The organism is Clostridium lundense DSM 17049 (assembly GCF_000619945.1).
Lineage (GTDB): Bacteria > Bacillota > Clostridia > Clostridiales > Clostridiaceae > Clostridium_AO > Clostridium_AO lundense.
In genome coordinates this window covers 19,804-38,054 of the sequence record NZ_JHVC01000012.1, presented here as the reverse complement: position 1 = coordinate 38,054, position 18,251 = coordinate 19,804, and the positions used below count along the sequence as shown (strand labels likewise).

Annotated in this window: 17 protein-coding genes and 6 tRNA genes; all 23 read left to right on the top strand. The window is 30.1% G+C overall.

The features are described from left to right. The first annotated feature begins 126 nt into the window (after positions 1-126). The 23 genes from glmU (at position 127) to T514_RS0114080 (ending at position 18,181) form a co-directional block, all read left to right on the top strand. Positions 127-1,497 carry a bifunctional UDP-N-acetylglucosamine diphosphorylase/glucosamine-1-phosphate N-acetyltransferase GlmU gene (glmU, locus tag T514_RS0114190; protein WP_027625390.1) on the top strand — a complete coding sequence of 457 codons (1,371 nt, stop codon included), beginning with the start codon at positions 127-129 and terminating at the stop codon, positions 1,495-1,497. Between the two features lie 19 nt (positions 1,498-1,516). Continuing rightward, entirely contained in the window at positions 1,517-2,473 is a 957-nt protein-coding gene (locus tag T514_RS0114185) for a ribose-phosphate diphosphokinase (RefSeq protein ID WP_027625389.1), read from the top strand. A 187-nt stretch (positions 2,474-2,660) separates the two neighbouring features. Beyond that, complete coding sequence (locus tag T514_RS0114180) at positions 2,661-3,347, top strand: response regulator transcription factor (protein WP_027625388.1); 687 nt, start codon at positions 2,661-2,663, stop codon at positions 3,345-3,347. A gap of 3 nt (positions 3,348-3,350) precedes the next feature. Next, entirely contained in the window at positions 3,351-4,757 is a 1,407-nt protein-coding gene (locus tag T514_RS0114175) for a sensor histidine kinase (protein WP_027625387.1), read from the top strand. Between the two features lie 90 nt (positions 4,758-4,847). Then, positions 4,848-6,014 carry a S1C family serine protease gene (locus T514_RS0114170; RefSeq protein WP_027625386.1) on the top strand — a complete coding sequence of 389 codons (1,167 nt, stop codon included), beginning with the start codon at positions 4,848-4,850 and terminating at the stop codon, positions 6,012-6,014. A gap of 115 nt (positions 6,015-6,129) precedes the next feature. Then, positions 6,130-6,696, top strand: a complete 567-nt coding sequence (pth, locus tag T514_RS0114165; protein ID WP_027625385.1) for an aminoacyl-tRNA hydrolase — start codon at positions 6,130-6,132, stop codon at positions 6,694-6,696. A gap of 19 nt (positions 6,697-6,715) precedes the next feature. Further along, positions 6,716-10,234: a transcription-repair coupling factor gene (gene mfd, locus T514_RS0114160; RefSeq protein ID WP_027625384.1), complete on the top strand. Its 3,519-nt coding sequence runs from the start codon at positions 6,716-6,718 to the stop codon at positions 10,232-10,234. Positions 10,235-10,332: 98 nt separating this feature from the next. Next, positions 10,333-11,343: a peptidylprolyl isomerase gene (locus T514_RS0114155; protein WP_027625383.1), complete on the top strand. Its 1,011-nt coding sequence runs from the start codon at positions 10,333-10,335 to the stop codon at positions 11,341-11,343. Between the two features lie 130 nt (positions 11,344-11,473). After that, positions 11,474-12,025, top strand: a complete 552-nt coding sequence (gene spoVT / locus T514_RS0114150) for a stage V sporulation protein T (protein ID WP_027625382.1) — start codon at positions 11,474-11,476, stop codon at positions 12,023-12,025. A 162-nt stretch (positions 12,026-12,187) separates the two neighbouring features. After that, positions 12,188-13,741 (top strand): putative polysaccharide biosynthesis protein, encoded by a 1,554-nt coding sequence (locus T514_RS0114145; protein WP_027625381.1) that lies wholly within the window; start codon positions 12,188-12,190, stop codon positions 13,739-13,741. Further along, positions 13,738-15,186 carry a bifunctional methyltransferase/pyrophosphohydrolase YabN gene (gene yabN / locus T514_RS0114140; RefSeq protein ID WP_027625380.1) on the top strand — a complete coding sequence of 483 codons (1,449 nt, stop codon included), beginning with the start codon at positions 13,738-13,740 and terminating at the stop codon, positions 15,184-15,186. Before T514_RS0114145 ends, yabN begins: the two co-directional genes overlap by 4 nt. Before the next feature lie 119 nt (positions 15,187-15,305). Then, on the top strand, positions 15,306-15,581 hold the full coding sequence (locus tag T514_RS0114135) for an HU family DNA-binding protein (RefSeq protein WP_027625379.1): 276 nt from the start codon (positions 15,306-15,308) through the stop codon (positions 15,579-15,581). Between the two features lie 73 nt (positions 15,582-15,654). Then, positions 15,655-15,915 (top strand): RNA-binding S4 domain-containing protein, encoded by a 261-nt coding sequence (locus tag T514_RS0114130; RefSeq protein ID WP_027625378.1) that lies wholly within the window; start codon positions 15,655-15,657, stop codon positions 15,913-15,915. A gap of 105 nt (positions 15,916-16,020) precedes the next feature. After that, complete coding sequence (yabP, locus tag T514_RS0114125; protein WP_027625377.1) at positions 16,021-16,308, top strand: sporulation protein YabP; 288 nt, start codon at positions 16,021-16,023, stop codon at positions 16,306-16,308. A gap of 8 nt (positions 16,309-16,316) precedes the next feature. Next, positions 16,317-16,709: a spore cortex biosynthesis protein YabQ gene (gene yabQ / locus T514_RS0114120; protein WP_027625376.1), complete on the top strand. Its 393-nt coding sequence runs from the start codon at positions 16,317-16,319 to the stop codon at positions 16,707-16,709. 94 nt (positions 16,710-16,803) lie between these two features. Beyond that, positions 16,804-17,073, top strand: a complete 270-nt coding sequence (locus T514_RS0114115) for an FtsB family cell division protein (RefSeq protein WP_027625375.1) — start codon at positions 16,804-16,806, stop codon at positions 17,071-17,073. A gap of 56 nt (positions 17,074-17,129) precedes the next feature. Next, the gene (locus T514_RS0114110; protein ID WP_027625374.1) at positions 17,130-17,537 is read left to right on the top strand and encodes a S1 domain-containing RNA-binding protein; all 408 of its coding nucleotides are present in this window, start codon (positions 17,130-17,132) and stop codon (positions 17,535-17,537) included. A gap of 118 nt (positions 17,538-17,655) precedes the next feature. Then, positions 17,656-17,744: transfer RNA gene (locus tag T514_RS0114105), tRNA-Leu, on the top strand. 4 nt (positions 17,745-17,748) lie between these two features. Further along, positions 17,749-17,824 (top strand) — tRNA-Met (locus tag T514_RS0114100). Between the two features lie 12 nt (positions 17,825-17,836). Beyond that, a tRNA-Met gene (locus T514_RS0114095) sits at positions 17,837-17,913 on the top strand. 10 nt (positions 17,914-17,923) lie between these two features. After that, positions 17,924-18,012 (top strand) — tRNA-Leu (locus tag T514_RS0114090). 4 nt (positions 18,013-18,016) lie between these two features. Then, positions 18,017-18,092: transfer RNA gene (locus T514_RS0114085), tRNA-Met, on the top strand. Between the two features lie 12 nt (positions 18,093-18,104). Beyond that, positions 18,105-18,181: transfer RNA gene (locus T514_RS0114080), tRNA-Met, on the top strand. Positions 18,182-18,251 lie beyond the last annotated feature (70 nt).

Below are 18,251 nucleotides of genomic sequence, written 5' to 3'. Positions count from 1 at the left end.
TGGGGAATTTTCTGAAAATGCGCTATAAGGTTGCAAATATTATACATATAAAATATAATATTATAGAATGATTTTGAAATGAAAAAGCAGAATTATGTAAATAAGTGCCTATGAAGAGGTGGTAAAATGTATAATTGTGCTGTATTATTAGCAGCCGGTGAAGGAAAAAGAATGAAATCTGCTATACCAAAAGTTCTGCATAAAGTATGTGGAAAAGAAATGGTTAATCATGTTATTGATGTTTTACGTAGAGCTGATATTGATGATGTGAATGTAATCGTTGGTAAAGGAGCAGAAAAGGTAAAAGAAAGTACAAACTCTAGAAATGTATCATATTCACTTCAAGAAAAACAGTTGGGTACAGGGCATGCAGTTAAATGTGCAAAGGAATTTTTAATGGATAAAAAAGGAACCGTTGCAATATTTACTGGGGATGCACCTTTAATAACTGCTGACACAGTAAAAAAACTAATTGCTTTCCATGAGAGCAACAACTATAAAGGGACAATGCTCACTTCAATAGTCGATAATCCCTATGGATACGGAAGAGTAATAAGAAAAGATAATGGTGAAGTAAATAAAATAGTAGAACATAAAGATTGTTCAGAAGAAGAATTAAATGTTAAAGAGATAAATGCAGGTATGTATTGCTTTGATATAGAGGCTCTTTTAAATAGTATTGATAAATTATCTAATAATAATGCTCAAGGTGAATATTACTTAACAGATGTAATTGAAATACTAAAAAGTAATGGCAAAAAAATAGGTGCTATTTCTGTAGATTTTGAGGAAACTATGGGAATTAATTCTAGACTTCAACTAGCTGATGTAGAAAAAATTATGAGAAAAAGAATAAATAATCAGCATATGGAAAATGGAGTAACTTTGATAGATCCAGAAAATACCTATATTGATTCAGAAGTCCAAATAGGAAATGATACTATAATATTTCCTGGAAATATTATAGAGGGAAAAACAATTATTAGAGAAAATTGTATGTTATATCCAAATTCTAGAATAAAGGATAGCGTTATAGAAAAAGGAGTTACAATACAAAGCTCTGTTATATTGGAAAGCTGTGTAGGAGAAAATACAACAGTAGGTCCTTTTGCCTATATAAGGCCTGAAAGTGTAATAGGAAAATCAGTAAGAATAGGTGATTTTGTAGAAATTAAGAAATCAGTTATCGGAGATAATACAAAAGTATCACATTTAACTTATATAGGTGACGCAGAAGTAGGAGAAAAGTGTAATTTTGGTTGTGGAACCGTAGTAGTTAATTATGATGGAAAAGTAAAAAATAAAACTATTATTGGTAATAATGCTTTTATAGGTTGTAATACAAATTTAATTTCTCCTGTAAAGGTTAATGATAATTCATATATTGCAGCAGGGTCCACTATTACAGAAGAGGTTCCTGAGAATTCTTTAGCTATAGCAAGAGCAAGGCAAGTAAATAAAGAGGAATGGGTAACAAAAAGAGGATTGAAAAAATAGTACTAAGGAGGTTGATGTAATGATAAGCCATGGAAAAAGTATTAAAATTTTTACTGGTAATGCAAATAAGAAGTTAGCCCAAGATATAGCTGATATATTGGGAGTACCACTAGGGGATGCAAAGGTTGGTACATTTAGTGATGGAGAAATATGTGTAGATATTAATGAAACTGTAAGAGGAATAGATGCATTTATAATCCAATCAACTAATGAACCTGTTAATGACAACTTAATGGAATTACTTATAATGATTGATGCATTTAAAAGAGCATCTGCTGGAAGAATAACAGCAGTAATTCCTTACTATGGATATGCAAGACAGGACAGAAAAGCAAAGGCAAGAGATCCTATTACTTCAAAATTAGTTGCAGATCTTTTAACAGCAGCAGGTGCTGATAGGGTTTTAACTATGGATTTACATGCTGCTCAAATTCAAGGATATTTTGATATACCAGTAGACCACTTATTAGGAGTACCTATATTAGGAAGATACTTTGCTGAAAATGGTTTTGATCAAAGAGAAGATGTAGTAGTAGTATCACCAGACCTTGGAAGTGTTACAAGAGCTAGAAAGTTTGCAGATAGAATTCATGCACCAATTGCTATTATAGATAAAAGAAGACCAAAGCCAAATGTATCAGAAATCATGCACATAATAGGAGACATAAAGGATAAAACTTGTATATTAATCGATGATATGATAGATACTGCTGGAACTATAACAAATGGAGCTAATGCACTAGTTAAAATGGGAGCTAAGGATGTATACGCTTGTTGTACACATGCAGTTTTATCTGGTCCAGCTATAGAAAGAATTAATGAATCAGCTATAAAAGAACTTATAATGTTAAATACAATTGACTTACCAGAAAATAAGAGAAGCGATAAGTTTAAGACTTTATCTGTAGCACCTGTTTTCGCAGAAGCTATAAGAAGAATATATGAAGAAATATCTGTAAGTAAATTATTTGACTAATAGATAAAAAGCATGGAGGAATTAGAATCCTCTATGCTTTTTTATTATAAAATATTAAATTTCATCTAAGTAGTAAATAATTTGTAACATTTTGAGAATATACTATTAAAGTAATGATAATATGTGATAAATTAAATGTGAATGTTATTTAAAATAAAATTATATAATTAAGTGGGAGGGTTATAAAATGGAAGGAAAAATAGGTAAAATATTAATAGTAGATGATGATGAGAATATATGTGAAGTAATAAAAATGTATTTGGAAAGTGCAGGATATGCAACTAAAGTTAGTAATGATGGAAAAGAAGCACAGGAAGAGTTTTTAAAATATAAGCCAGATTTAGTATTGTTAGATATAATGTTACCTCACATAGATGGCATAGATGTACTTAAGTGGATAAGAAAAGATTATGGAACTCCAGTTATAATGCTTACAGCGAAAGGAGAAACTTTTGATAAGGTTTTAGGATTGGAGCTAGGAGCAGATGATTATATGGTAAAACCTTTTGAACCTAAGGAATTACTTGCAAGGGTAAAGGCAGTTCTTAGAAGATATAATACTGATAATGAGAATAGAGAAATTTTAAAATTTGAAGATTTAGTTATAGATATAAATTCCTATATTGTAATTTATAATGACCAAGAAATAAAAATGCCTCCAAAAGAATTCGAATTACTATATTATTTAGCAAGTAATAAGAATAGAGTATTTACTAGAGAACAGCTTTTATGTGAAGTTTGGGGGTATGATTATCCAGGCGATTCAAGAACAGTAGATGTGCATATAAAAAGATTAAGAGAAAAGTTGGAAAAGGGATCAAATTGGCAGATAGAAACAGTTTGGGGTGTCGGTTATAAATTTGAGGTGAAATAAAAAATGAGGAAAGGTTTATTCTCAAAAATGGTAGCCACATTTACAGCTATTATTGCTATAAGTTTTGTAATCACAGCTGCAGTACTTTCTTATTGGTTTGAAGGATATTATTTTGAGCAAAGAAAAACTCAGCTAATAAAGGAATCAGAATTTATAAGTGTAGTAGCTGTAAAATACTTAGATGGTAATATGTCTCATGAAAGAGTTGCAGAAACATTAACTAGTATAGGAAATTATCTGTCAACTAATATTTGGCTGGCTGATAATTATGGAATTGTATATGCAGTATCTAATAATAAATATAAGAATTTAATAGGAAAACAAGTTTTAACTGATGAACTAGGGGACCTTAGGTTTGGTAAGGATATTGAGAAAAGAGGAGTATATGCAAATATACTCGCCGCACCGGTTCATACTTTTGTAGTACCTATATTTTTTAAGGATATGTTTAAAGGTGCCATAATAATGCATACTTCGTTAAGTGAAATACGTGAGCCATTAAAGAGGGTTTATAGCATTATCTGGATATCAGCTATATTGGCTATAATATTATCTTTTTTTGTTATTTATTATTTATGTCAAAAAATAATAATAAATCCATTAGGAAAAATTAATCACGTGGCGGATAAAATTTCAAAAGGAGAAGTGGATAAAAGAGTTTATATTCAATCAAAAGATGAAATAGGGGAGCTTGCAAAATCTTTTAATTTAATGGCTGAATCTTTAGAGACAATAGAGGATAATAGAAGGCAATTTATATCAAATGTATCACACGAAATTAGATCGCCATTAACTTCAATAAAGGGATTTGTAGGTGGAATATTAGATGGAGTTATTCCAAAAGATAAGGAAAAGTATTATTTATCCCTAGCTTATGATGAAACTCAAAGATTAACTAGATTAGTTAATGACCTCTTAGATTTATCTGCTATTGAAGCGGGACAATTGAAGCTTAGAATTGAAGAAGTAAATATAAATGAAATCATAAGGCTTGCAGTGATTAAATTTGAACAAAAGATAAAAGAGAAAAAATTAAATGTAGATGTGTGTTTACAGGAAGATGATTTATATGTAGTAGGTGATAAGGATAGGTTAATACAGGTAGTTACAAATCTAATTGATAATTCTATAAAGTATGCTAATGAAGAGGGAAATGTGAAAATAAAAACCAAGATAAGGGGAAACAAAGTATATGCATCAATATATAATAGTGGAGCGTTAATAAGCGATGAAGATATAAAACACATTTGGTCTAGATTCTATAAAGCAGATAAGTCAAGATCATCCAAAGTAAGTACAGGGCTTGGGCTTTCTATCGTAAGAAGCATTTTAACACAATTAGGAGAGGACGTATGGGTAGAAAATAAGCAAGAAGGAGTTATGTTTACGTTTACTTTAAAAAAAATATAAAAAATAGTAATGGAATAATTACATTTTGTTCACAACTATATAAAATTAGTATTATATAATTTTTATAATAAGTTCAGGAGGTGCTGAAATATGGATGAATTCAAATTTAATGAAGTAAAAGATGTAAAATGGGAGAGTATAACCCCTGAGGATGGAAATATAAAGTTTAGGAAAAATAGGGGTGGAGGTAGTAGAAATTTTTTAAAAGCTATAGCACTTATACTTGTATCAGCTATCACTGGGGGATTGTCAGGAGCTTATGTAGTAAAAAAATATAATACTCCAAAAACAAATTATTATCAAAATGCAAATTTAACACAAAATAATACACCTACTACAGAGTCTCCCAAAAATGCCATTAATAAAGTCTCCGAAACAGTAGGTCCCGCTGTAGTAGGTATAAACAATAAAGGGGAAAGTTTTTGGGGAACTGTTGAGCAAGGAAGTGGTTCAGGAATAATATTTGATGCCAATGGATATATAGTAACAAATTATCATGTTATAGAAGGAGCAACAAATGTATCTGTTAAATTAGCTAGTGGAAATGTGTTTCAGGCAAAGCTTGTAGGTGCAGATAAAAGATCAGATTTGGCAGTTATTAAAATAAACGCTAATAATTTACCAACTGCAAAATTTGGAGATTCTTCTAAAGTAAGAGTTGGAGACTTAGCTGTAGCCATAGGGAATCCTCTTGGAGAGGAATTTGCTGGAACAGTAACTTCTGGAATAATAAGTGCTTTAAATAGAACAATGCAATATGATGGAGCTATATATAAGGTTTTGCAAACAGATGCAGCTATAAATCCAGGTAATAGTGGAGGAGCTCTATGTAATGAGAATGGTGAAGTAATAGGAATCAATAGTCTTAAAATAGGACCAGAAGCTAAAGCAGAAGGAATGGGATTTGCTATTTCTATAAATGAAGCAAAAGGAATTATAGATTCTATCATGAATTATGGTAAAGTAAAAAGACCTGGTTTAGGTGTAAAAGGACAGTCTGTAAGCTCCAAAGATGGAAGTATAAAAGGATTTTATGTAAATGAAGTTATTTTAGGATCTGGTGCAGCTAGTGCAGGAATAAAGCCAACAGATATAATAATTGAAGTAGATAAAACTAAGATAAATAGTTTTGAAGATTTAGCAGAAGTATTAGATAAACATAAGATAGGAGATTCAGTTTCTTGTAAAGTATGGAGAAATGGATCAGAAAAAAGTTTTAAAATAGTATTATCAGAAATGAAAGAAACTGATAAGTAATTATAATTATATAAAAGTGTATAATAATAAAGAGACTTTAAAGTCTCTTTATTATTTGGCCTTTATAGTATAATATATAATTGTTGCATTATTTTATTAGTGGAGGAAAGAGAAAATGTTTCTAATAGTTGGACTAGGTAATCCAGGAAAAGAATATGAACATACACGTCATAATATAGGCTTTGATGCAGTAGATGTAATAAGCCATAAGTATAATATTGATATAAATAGGGTAAAATTTAAAGGAATGTATGGCGAGGGAAACATAGACGGACAAAAGGTTATATTATTAAAACCTTTAACTTACATGAATTTAAGTGGTGAAAGTGTAAGAGAAATAGTTAATTTTTACAAAATTAATAGTAAGAATGTTATAGTAATATATGATGATGTGGATTTAGAAATAGGACGATTAAGAATTAGAGTAAAAGGCAGTTCAGGGGGACACAATGGAATTAAGAGCATAATATATCAACTTGGCACAGAGGAATTTGTAAGATTAAGATTAGGAGTTGGCAAGGCAGAAAGAGATATGGTGTCTCATGTGCTTGGCAAATTTTCTAAGGAGGATAGAGATAGTATAGAAAAAGTGCTTAATTCTGCAGCAGAAGCTACAAGTACTATAATAGATCAAAGTCCAGAAGTTGCTATGAATAAATTTAATAGTTTTAAAGCAGAGTAGTTTAATGAGGTGAAAATAAATGAGATTAAGGGGTATCTTAAAGCCACTAGTAAATAGTTCGGAATTTAAGATAATAAAAAGTAGCATTAAAAAAGACAAATATCCTTTAGGTATATTTGGACTATCTGAATCTTCTAGAAGTTATGTAATAAAGGGAGTGTATGATGAAATAGACAAGCCTTTATTGATTTTAACATATAGTGATGTTGAAGCAAGAAATATATATGAAGATTTGTCTTTGTATATAGCAGAAGTTTATTATTTGCCAACTAAAGAAGTGGTTTTTTATAATATTGATGCTATATCAGGAGATTTACGATGGGAAAGACTTAAAGTAATAAAAAATATGTTGCAGCCAGGGAAAAAGGTAATAGTAGCGTCTATAGAGACAATTGCAGCAGCATACATACCTATGGATTTATATGAGAAATACTCCTTCAAACTTCAAGTAGGAGATATTTTAGATTATAAAGATTTAGGAGAGAAACTTATACATTGTGGATATGAGAGAGTAGATTTAGTAGATAGTAAAGGACAATTTTCTATAAGAGGGGGGATTTTAGATATATACCCTCCTACATCTATAGAACCATATAGAGTAGAGCTTTTTGGAGATGAAATAGATTCTATACGAAATTTTAATCCAGAGTCTCAAAGAAGTATCGACAAAGCAGAATTTTTAGAAATATTTCCGGCTAAGGAAATTATAATTAATAAGGAAAATATAGAAAAGGCATATAATAATATAGAAAAGGACTTAAAAACAGTTCTTGATAATTTAAAAAATGTAAATAATAAGGAAGCAGCTGACAAGTTGCAAACCATAATAAGTAAAAATGTGGAAGGTTTGAGAGAAAGTTGGAATTTTGAAACTATTGATAGTTACTTGCCTTATTTTTATGATAATCCGTCTTCTCTTTTAGATTATTTTAAAGAATGGTTTGTAATCATGGATGATGTGCAAAGATGTGAAGGAAAGTTAAATAGTGTATATTTTGAATTTGAAGATAACTATAAAAGTTTTCTTCAGAGGGGAGATATATTACCTAAACAAGCAGAATTACTTATACCTAAGAATAGAATAATAAATAGTTTAGAAGAAGGTAAGTTAATAATATTAAGTTCAATCCCTAAAACAGTAAAAATATTAAAACCGCAGTCTATAGTCAATTTTCAAGAGATAACTTTACATAACTATCATGGTCAGATGGAATTGCTAATGGAAGATATAAGAGGGAAGAAGGCTTTAGGGTATAAAACTGTAATACTTTCTGGTACAAGGCCTAGAGGGGAAAGGCTCGTAAATACATTAAGGGATAATGATATTGAAAGTGTATACAAGGATGTAATAGAAGATATTTTACCAGGTGAGGTAATAATTACCTTTGGGAGTCAGATAAAAGGTTATGAATATCCAGAATTAAAAATATGCATAATATCAGATAAAGAAGTTTTTGGGGAAGCTAAAAAGAAATCAACTAAAAAAGCAGCTAAAAAGGGATTAAGTAAGATTAAAAGTTTTACAGAGTTAAAGCCTGGTGATTATGTAGTTCATGTAAATCATGGTATTGGAGTATATAAAGGAATAAAACAGTTAGATATAGCCGAACATAAAAAAGATTATTTAGAGCTAAGTTATTATGGTGATGATAAGCTTTATGTACCTGTAGAACAATTAGATATGGTGCAAAAATATATAGGTAGTGAAGGAAATGCACCTAAAATAAATAAGCTAGGCAGTGCAGAGTGGACAAAAGCTAAGAATAAAGTAAGAAAGTCCATAGAAGAAATAGCTGAGGATTTGGTAAAGCTTTATGCAGTTAGATCTACTTTAAAAGGATATAAGTTTAACAAAGATACTGTGTGGCAAAAACAATTTGAAGAAGAATTTCCATATGAGGAAACGGCAGATCAAATAACAGCAATAAATGATATAAAGAATGATATGGAATCTGATAAAGCCATGGACAGGTTGCTTTGCGGTGATGTTGGCTATGGAAAAACAGAAGTGGCAGTAAGAGCTGCGTTTAAAGCTGTTATGGATGGAAAACAAGTTGCTTTTTTAGTACCAACTACTATTTTAGCGCAACAACATTACAATAATCTAGTACAAAGATTTTCAGATTTTCCTGTTAGGGTGGAAATGATAAGTAGGTTTAGAACTCCTGCGCAACAAAAAGAAACTATAAAAGCAATTAAAGAGGGAAATGTAGATGTTGTAATAGGAACTCATAGGATACTGCAAAAGGACATACAGTACAAAGATTTAGGATTACTTATTGTTGATGAAGAGCAAAGATTTGGAGTAAAGCATAAAGAAAAAATAAAGTCTTTAAAGAAAAATATAGATGTTCTTACTTTAAGTGCTACACCTATACCTAGAACCCTTCATATGTCCTTGGTGGGAGTTAGAGATATAAGTGTCATCGAAACACCACCAGAAGAAAGACATCCGATTCAAACTTATGTAGTAGAATATAATGATCAATTAATAAGGGATGCTATATTAAGAGAAATAAATAGAGGTGGCCAGGTTTACTTTGTATATAATAGAGTAGAAAATATAAAAGATATAGCTGCATATATAGCTAATCTTGTTCCAGAGGCTAGAGTTGGAATAGCACATGGACAAATGCAAGAAAGAGAATTAGAAACGGTTATAATGGATTTTATGAAGAATGAGTATGATATTTTAATAGCTACTACCATAATAGAAACGGGAATGGATATACAAAATGTAAATACAATGATAATTTATGATGCAGATAAGATGGGGCTATCACAATTATATCAGTTAAGAGGTAGGGTAGGCCGAAGCAATAGACTAGCTTATTGTTATTTAACTTATAAAAAGGATAAAATTTTAACAGAGGTAGCAGAGAAAAGATTAAAAGCTATAAAGGAATTCACTGAATTGGGTGCAGGATTTAAAATAGCATTAAAGGATCTAGAAATAAGGGGAGCTGGAAATATGATGGGATCATCCCAACATGGACATATGGCTTCTGTAGGATATGATTTATATTGTAGGATGTTAGAGGATACTATAAGTAAATTTAAAGGTGAAATAGATAAAGAACCTATAGAAACAACAGTAGAATTAAAGGTGGATGCATTTATTCCTGAGAATTACATAAAGGATGAAACTCAAAAGATAGCAATATACAAAAAAATTGCAGCTATAAATTCATATGAGGACTTTATTGATGTTCAGGAAGAGTTGGAGGATAGATTTTCTGATATTCCACCTTCTGTGCAGAATCTCATGGATATTGCATATATAAGAAGTATAGCCAAAAAATTAAGCATAGAAGATATAAAGGAAAAGGGTAGTGAGGTCTTAGTTCAATTTGAAAATATTGATGCTTTAAATGAAGCTATAAGAAATGGAGTAAAAAGTAAGTATAATAGAATTATAGCTTTTAGATTTGGAAGTAAACCAATATTAGCATATAACTTAAATAATATTAAAAAGGAAGAACTATTAAATAAACTAAAGGAATTTATTCTATTTATAGAAAGTATTTGCAAGGGGTAGACATATTAAATTTATATTAATATGATTCTAGAAGATTTGCAATAAATTGAAAACATTATTATAATTATTAAGAATAAATATAGAGTGGGGGAATAATAGTGAAGAACATAAGAAAATTAATTATTACATCTATTATAGGTATGTTTGCAATCTCAACAGTAGGATGTACTATGATAGAAAAAACACCGGAGGCAATAAATAAAAGTACAGTTGCACAAGTTAACAATGAAAAAATAACTAGAGGGGAATTGGATTCCTATCCTATGTTAGTTGGACAATTACAACAAATGAAACAACAGTATGGAGAAAATTATGCTAGTAACCCAGAAGCAAAGGAACAACTTTTACAAATTAAAAAGCAAGTACTTGATCAAATGGTAACAGAAAACCTAGTATTACAACAAGCTAAAAATAAGAAGTTAGTGGACGATAAAAAAGTTAATGAAGAAGTAGAGAAGGCTATAAATAATGTAATAAAAACTAATTTTAATAATGACAAAAATAAGTATCAAGAAGAGTTAAAAAAATCAGGAGTGTCAGAAGAAAACTTGAAAAATTATTATAAGACTCAGCTTATAATAACAAAAGTAAGAGATGAATTAGTAAAAAGTGTAAAAATAGATGATACAGCAGCTAAGAAACAATATGACAGTAGTATTTACACATATTTAGAAAAACCAAGTAAATTCCATGCTTATCATATATTAGTTAAAACTGAAGATGAAGCAAAGAAAGTAAAAGAAAGATTGAATAAAGGTGAAGATTTTGCTAAGGTTGCAAAGGAAGTTTCTACTGATCCAGGTTCAAAGGATAAAGGTGGAGATCTAGGAGCAGTTGAATACGGACAATTTGTTAAGCCATTTGTTGATGCTGTAGTAAAATTAAATAAAGGTGAAGTATCTGAACCAGTTAAAAGTGATTATGGTTATCACATTATAAAAGTTATAGATAAAGAACCTTTTAAAATTAAAAGCTTTGATTCTGTAAAAGAACAGATTAAAAAGGATTTATTACCACAAGAACAGCAAAAGGTATTTAATGATAAGATAGAGCAGTGGAAAAAGGAAGCTAAAATAGAAACTAAAAAATATGAAAAGAATCTTATATAGATAAAAAATCCCGAAATTTTAAATTTCGGGATTTTTTTAAATTACAAATGTGTATAAAATTTCATAAATAGAAAGATAATATTAATACAAGTTGTATTAAACAAATATTTATTTAAGGGAGGAAAGCTTTATGAAAGCAACAGGAATTGTTAGACGTATAGACGACTTGGGAAGAGTAGTTATCCCAAAAGAAATAAGAAGAACTTTAAGGATAAGAGAAGGAGATCCTTTGGAAATATTTACTGACAGAGAAGGTGGAGTAATACTAAAGAAGTATTCACCAATAGGAGAATTAAGTGAGTTTTCAAAAGGTTATTCCGAATCTTTGCAGCAGACAATTGGGAACATAGTGCTTATATGCGATAAAGATAGTATAATTTCTATTAGCGGAGCACAAAAGAAGGAATATGTAGACAAAAAAATAAGCCCAGAATTGGAAAAAATAATAGAAGATAGAAGAACAGTATATTTTGCTGATGCTTCAGAATTCATTCCACTTTATGACGATGAAGAAGTAGAAGGAAAGTATAAAGCAGAAGTTATATCACCAATAATAGCAGAAGGAGATGCAATTGGAGCTGTTATTATAGTATCTAAGGAAGAAGGGAAGAAATTCGGTGATGTAGAGATAAAATTAGCTGAAACTGCATCATCCTTCTTAGGAAAGCAAATGGAACAATAAATTATTTATATAAACAAATTTTAAAATGGCAGCATGTCTGCCATTTAATTTTTTTGTACTTTAAAATTATTGACGTATGTATGGAAAAATATTCGATAAAAGGTAATAATATTTCCAAGTTTTAAATAAATAATACTTAGAAGCATTTCGGAGGTATTAATAATGAAAAAACAATCCCTTATGAAAGGTACCATTATTTTAGGTGTGGCGGGGGTCTTTGCTAAGTTTCTTGGACTTTTTTTTAGATGGCCATTGATAATGCTTATAGGTGACGAAGGTGTAGGATATTATCAAATGTCATACCCCTTATACATGTTTTTTGTGGCCATAGCTTCTGGAGTTCCAGTAGCCATATCCAAACTAGTGTCTGAAAGAAGAGCTGTAGGAGACAATGAAGGAATTATTCAGGTTTTTAGAAAATCTATGTTACTGATGATTATGTTAGGTGGAGGATTTACATTTATTATTTTGACATTTTCAAAAGGATTAATTGGATTTTTTAGATGGGATAACAAGGCATACTACTCCTTAATAGGTATTGCTGTAGCGCCAGTATTTATTTCTGTAATGAGCGCATTTAGAGGCTTTTTTCAAGGATTACAAAATATGAGTCCAACGGCAGTATCCCAAATTATTGAACAGATTGGAAGAGTGATTTTTGGTATAGGACTAGCTTTTATCTTATTACCTAAAGGAATAGAATACGCTGCAGGTGGAGCTGCTTTTGGCGCAGCTGCCGGAGGGATACTCGGAGGAATATATTTATTTATAAAATATATATCAACAAGAAGAGAAATACATGTGAGAAATGTAGGAGACAATGTAGAGGTGTTAAGTAGGTTAATATATATATCTATACCTATATCATTAGGAGCAACAGTAGGAAGTATAATGAGCTTAATTGATTCAGCTTTGGTACCACAAAAACTTTTAAAGGCAGGATTTGATTTTAAGGAAGCAACTATATTATATGGACAACTTACTGGTAAAGCTTTTGTACTTGTAAATGTGCCTCTTACTGTTTCTATAGCATTATGTTCCTCACTAGTACCTATAATAGCTGAATGTTATATATTGAATAGAAGACGTGAATTAGTTGAAAAAACTCATATGGCTATTAAATTTGCTATGGTTATAGCAATTCCATCATTTTTAGGATTATTTTTTCTTGCATATCCAGTATTAAAGTTATTATTTCCTGGGCACAGCGAAGGGTATAAAATATTAAAGTATTTATCTATTTCAATACCTTTTATAGTTCTTTGTCAAACTTCAACTGCTATATTACAAGGAGTTGGAAAATATATAAGACCAGTAATAAATCTTTTAATGGGATGTGTAATAAAAACAATATTAACAATTATACTTGTTCCAATACCAGAAATAAATATCTATGGAGCAGTAATAGGTTCTATAATAGGCTATTCTATAGCAGCCTTGTTAAATATGAGATCATTAAGGAAAGTTCTTGGTGTATCTATAAATTATTATAATATATTAATAAAACCTTTGTATGCTGGAGTTTTAATGATAATAGGAGTAATGTTGATTTTTAATTATATCTATGATAATACTTTAAGTAATATGGTAGCATGTTTAGTATCAGTATTTTCTGGTATGTTAATATATAGTATACTAATTATAGCAATGCGTATATTCAGTTATGATTATTTTAAAAGCAAATTTTTAAAATACAAAAGGAGAGGTATAAAATGATAAAAGTTGTAGGTTTAGGACCTGGTTCTAAAGAAGCACTTACTTTAGGTACTATAGAGGTTTTAAAAAGTACTAAAAAAGTTTATTTAAGAACGGAAAAACATCCTACAGTGGAAGATTTAAAAGGATTTAATATAGAATTTGAAACCTTTGATAAAAAGTATGATAGTATGAATAGCTTTGATGAGGTTTATGATTCAATTGCAAGGGATATAATAGGGAAATATAAGGAAATAGGTGATGTTGTATATGCCGTTCCAGGGCATCCATTAGTGGCTGAGAAATCTGTAAATAACCTGATAAGGCTTTGCGAAGAAAGTTCTATAGAATTAAAAATTTATCCAGCAGTAAGTTTTGTAGATGCTATGATTGAGAGTTTAAAAATAGATCCTATAGATGGTATCAAGATAATTGATGCGTTTGATATAAAAAATCAAGTATTAGATAAAAGATTAGGAACTATAGTAACTCAGGTTTATAATGGATTTATAGCTTCAGAGGTTAAGTTAGCTCTTTTAGAGTATTATGGAGATGAGGAAGAAATTTATTTTGTAAGGGCTGCAGGGGTAGAGGGATTAGAAAGTATAAGAAAAATAAAATTATACGAATTAGATAGGCAGCCAGATATAGATTATTTAACATCAATATTTATACCTAAAAATTTAAATAACACTAAAGATTTCTATGACTTGTTAAGTATAATGGAAAAGTTAAGAGGAGAAAATGGATGTCCGTGGGATAGGGAACAGGGTCATGATTCATTAAAAAAATATCTTATAGAAGAAAGTTATGAAGTTTTGGAAGCAATTGACGAAAAAGATGACGATGCGTTGATAGAGGAACTAGGAGATGTGTTACTTCAAGTAGTGTTCCATGCTCAAATTGGAAAGGAAGAAGGATTTTTTAATATAAATGATGTAATTAAGGGAATTTGCAATAAAATGATAGAAAGGCATCCTCATGTATTTGGAAAGCTTCAAGTTAATTCTTCTGATCAAGTGTTATATAATTGGGATAAAATAAAAAAAGAAGAAAAGGGATATACTTCTTATACAGAGGAGTTAAAACATGTAGCAAAAACTCTTCCGTCTTTAATCAGAGCTGAAAAAATACAAAAAAAAGCTGCCAAGGTTGGATTTGATTGGAAAAGGGTAGAAGATGCATTAAATAAAGTTTTAGAAGAATTTTATGAGGTAAAAGATGTATATAAAAATAATAATAGGGAAAAAATATTAGAAGAACTTGGTGATTTAATATTTTCCGTGGTAAATGTAGCAAGATTTCTTGACATAGACCCCGAAAATGCATTAAATTATACTATAGATAAGTTTATTAATCGCTTTGAATACATAGAAAGATCTGCTAAAAATATAGGAGTGAAAATTGAGGAAATGACTCTAGATGAAATGGATCAGTTGTGGGAAAAAGCGAAAAAAACTAATTAAATTTCTTTTATAAAAATTAACAAATAAAAAAGAGGAATTTTAAAATCAGTGAAGAATATGCTATTCTATAGAAAATAAGCTATCTTATAGCATACTCAATATTAAGGAGGTAAACAAAGGTGAACAAATCAGAATTAATTACAAGCATGGCTGAAAAATCAAAACTAACAAAGAAGGATGCTGAATTAGCTTTAAAGGCATTTATAGAAAGTGTTCAGGATACACTTGAAAAAGGAGAAAAGGTTCAATTAGTTGGATTTGGAACTTTCGAAACTAGAAAAAGAGCTGCAAGAATAGGAAGAAATCCAAAGACTAAAGAAGAAATAACTATTCCAGAATCAACAGTTCCAGTATTTAAACCTGGTAAGGAATTTAAAGATAAAGTTAATAAATAAGGGATCTTTTGTATTCATTCGAAAAACCTAGGTGTAAATCTAGGTTTTTTGTATTTTAGGAGGTGGAGAGATTATGAGATTAGATAAATACTTAAAAGTGTCAAGAATAATAAAAAGAAGAACTGTGGCAAAGGAAGCTTGTGAAAGTGGACGTGTATTTATAAATGATAAGGTAGCTAAACCAGGTACAGAAATAAAAGAAAATGATATTATAGAAATTAAATATGCCGAAAGATCTCTAAAGGCAAAAATAATAAATATATCAGAACATGTAACTAAAGAAAATGCAAAAAATATGTATGAAATAATATCTGGAGTAGAAGACAGTGAATAAAAAAGATAGGCTGAAGATGAGACAATCTTCAGCCTATCTTTTTTATGTTTGTACTATATAAGAACTATAAAGCATATAATACTATAAGGTTAGGGGGGATATTATATGGAAAAAAAGGAGATTAAAATAGAGGAAAAAAGTACATTGACAATGGAAAATAGGAAACGACTTTTTTTAAACGGAGTCGTTGAGGTAGTTAGTTTTAATGAAGGGCAAATAATATTAAATACAAATTTAGGCACATTACATATAAAGGGAGAAGAATTAAAAATGAATAAATTAGATGTGCAAAATGGTGAAGTTATTATAAACGGTATGATAAATTCTTGTGTTTATGTAAATAAAGAAAATAAAAAAGAAAAAGAAAAATTATTATCAAAGTTATTTAAATAGGTGGGATTATGTTAATTTCTATAAATCATCAAGTGAAGTTATTAGTGTTTAGTTTAATTTCTGGAATTATGATTGGTGTTTTATTTGATATATACAGAATAATTAGAGGATTTGAAAATCCTAATAAGGTTATAACTTTTATTGAAGACACTTTATTTTGGATATTAACAGGTATAATAGTATTTGTATTTTTATTATATACAAATTATGCTTATATAGGTTTTTATGTGTATTTATTTATTATATTAGGCACATATTTTTATATGAAATTAATAAGTAATGTATTTATAACTGTTCAATACAAAATTTTAAAAGGTCTTGGAAAGTTACTAAGAATGCTCATAAATAATATAGTTTTCCCTATTGAAGTTATAATATATAGAATTAGAAGAAAAAAGTAAATTAAAATTTAAAAAATCACTTGAACAAAGTTAGAAATCACATTAGAATATAACTAAAGGATAAAATGAATTCGAAAGGAATTGTTTTTATCATATGAAGAAGATATTGAATTTTAAAAAAGCATTTTTTATTACACTGATCTTTTATGTATGTTACGTATTTGTAAATCAACAAATAACAATTAATAATATAAAAGCTCAGATAAATGAAAAAAACGTTGAAATGGAAAAATTAAAAGAAAAGAACAGAAAATTACAAGACGAAGTAAATATGTCTAAAACCGACTTGTATATAGAGAAACTAGCTAGAGAAAAACTAAAATTAATAAAGCCAGGGGAAAATCCCGTGGTGAACAGTAATTAAATAAAGGTTTATTATTTTAATATTAATATACATTTTTAAGGAGGAATTTTTTTAATATGACCTTAAAAGCAGGAAACATACTAGAGGGTACAGTGGTGAATATCACGAATTTTGGTGCTTTTGTTGATATCGAAGGCAAAACAGGTCTAGTGCATATATCTGAGGTATCAGATAGTTATGTAAAAGACATAAGAAATTTTTTAAAGGAAAAAGACAAAGTAAAGGTAAAAGTAATATCCGTAGATGAAAACGGAAAAATAAGTTTATCAATTAAACAAGCAACGCCTCAGAAAAAATCAGCAAAACCTATCGAAATTGATTGGAGCAAGGAAAAGGAAAAACAATCACCAAAGGATTTTGAAGACAGAATGCTTAAGTTTTTAAAGGAAAGTGAGGAAAGGCTTCAAGACGTAAAAAAACACCAAGATTCAAGAAATCGTGGGTATAGAAAAGGTTCAATGTAATAGATAATAAGAGGCTTTACGCCTCTTTTTATAAATTATAAAAAAAATGTTGACATATGATAATAGTTAATATATAATAGATTATGTCGTTAAGACGTAGCAAGTATTTGGAGAACTTGCCGAAGTGGCGGAACTGGCAGACGCACAGGACTTAAAATCCTGCGGTGCTAAAACACCGTACCGGTTCGATTCCGGTCTTCGGCACCAATATCGCGGGGTGGAGCAGCTGGCAGCTCGTCGGGCTCATAACCCGAAGGTCGTAGGTTCAAGTCCTATCCCCGCAACCAAATTAAAAATATGGCGGAATAGCTCAGCTGGCTAGAGCATTCGGTTCATACCCGAAGTGTCGTAGGTTCAAGTCCTATTTCCGCTACCATATAAATTTTGCCGAAGTGGCGGAACTGGCAGACGCACAGGACTTAAAATCCTGCGGTGCTAAAACACCGTACCGGTTCGATTCCGGTCTTCGGCACCAATATCGCGGGGTGGAGCAGTTGGCAGCTCGTCGGGCTCATAACCCGAAGGTCATAGGTTCAAGTCCTATCCCCGCAACCAAATTAAAAATATGGCGGAATAGCTCAGCTGGCTAGAGCATTCGGTTCATACCCGAAGTGTCGTAGGTTCAAGTCCTATTTCCGCTACCACATAAGTAACTCACAGAATGTTCTGTGAGTTTTCGTTTTTTTATCTCTAATTTTGCATTTCTAACATAAA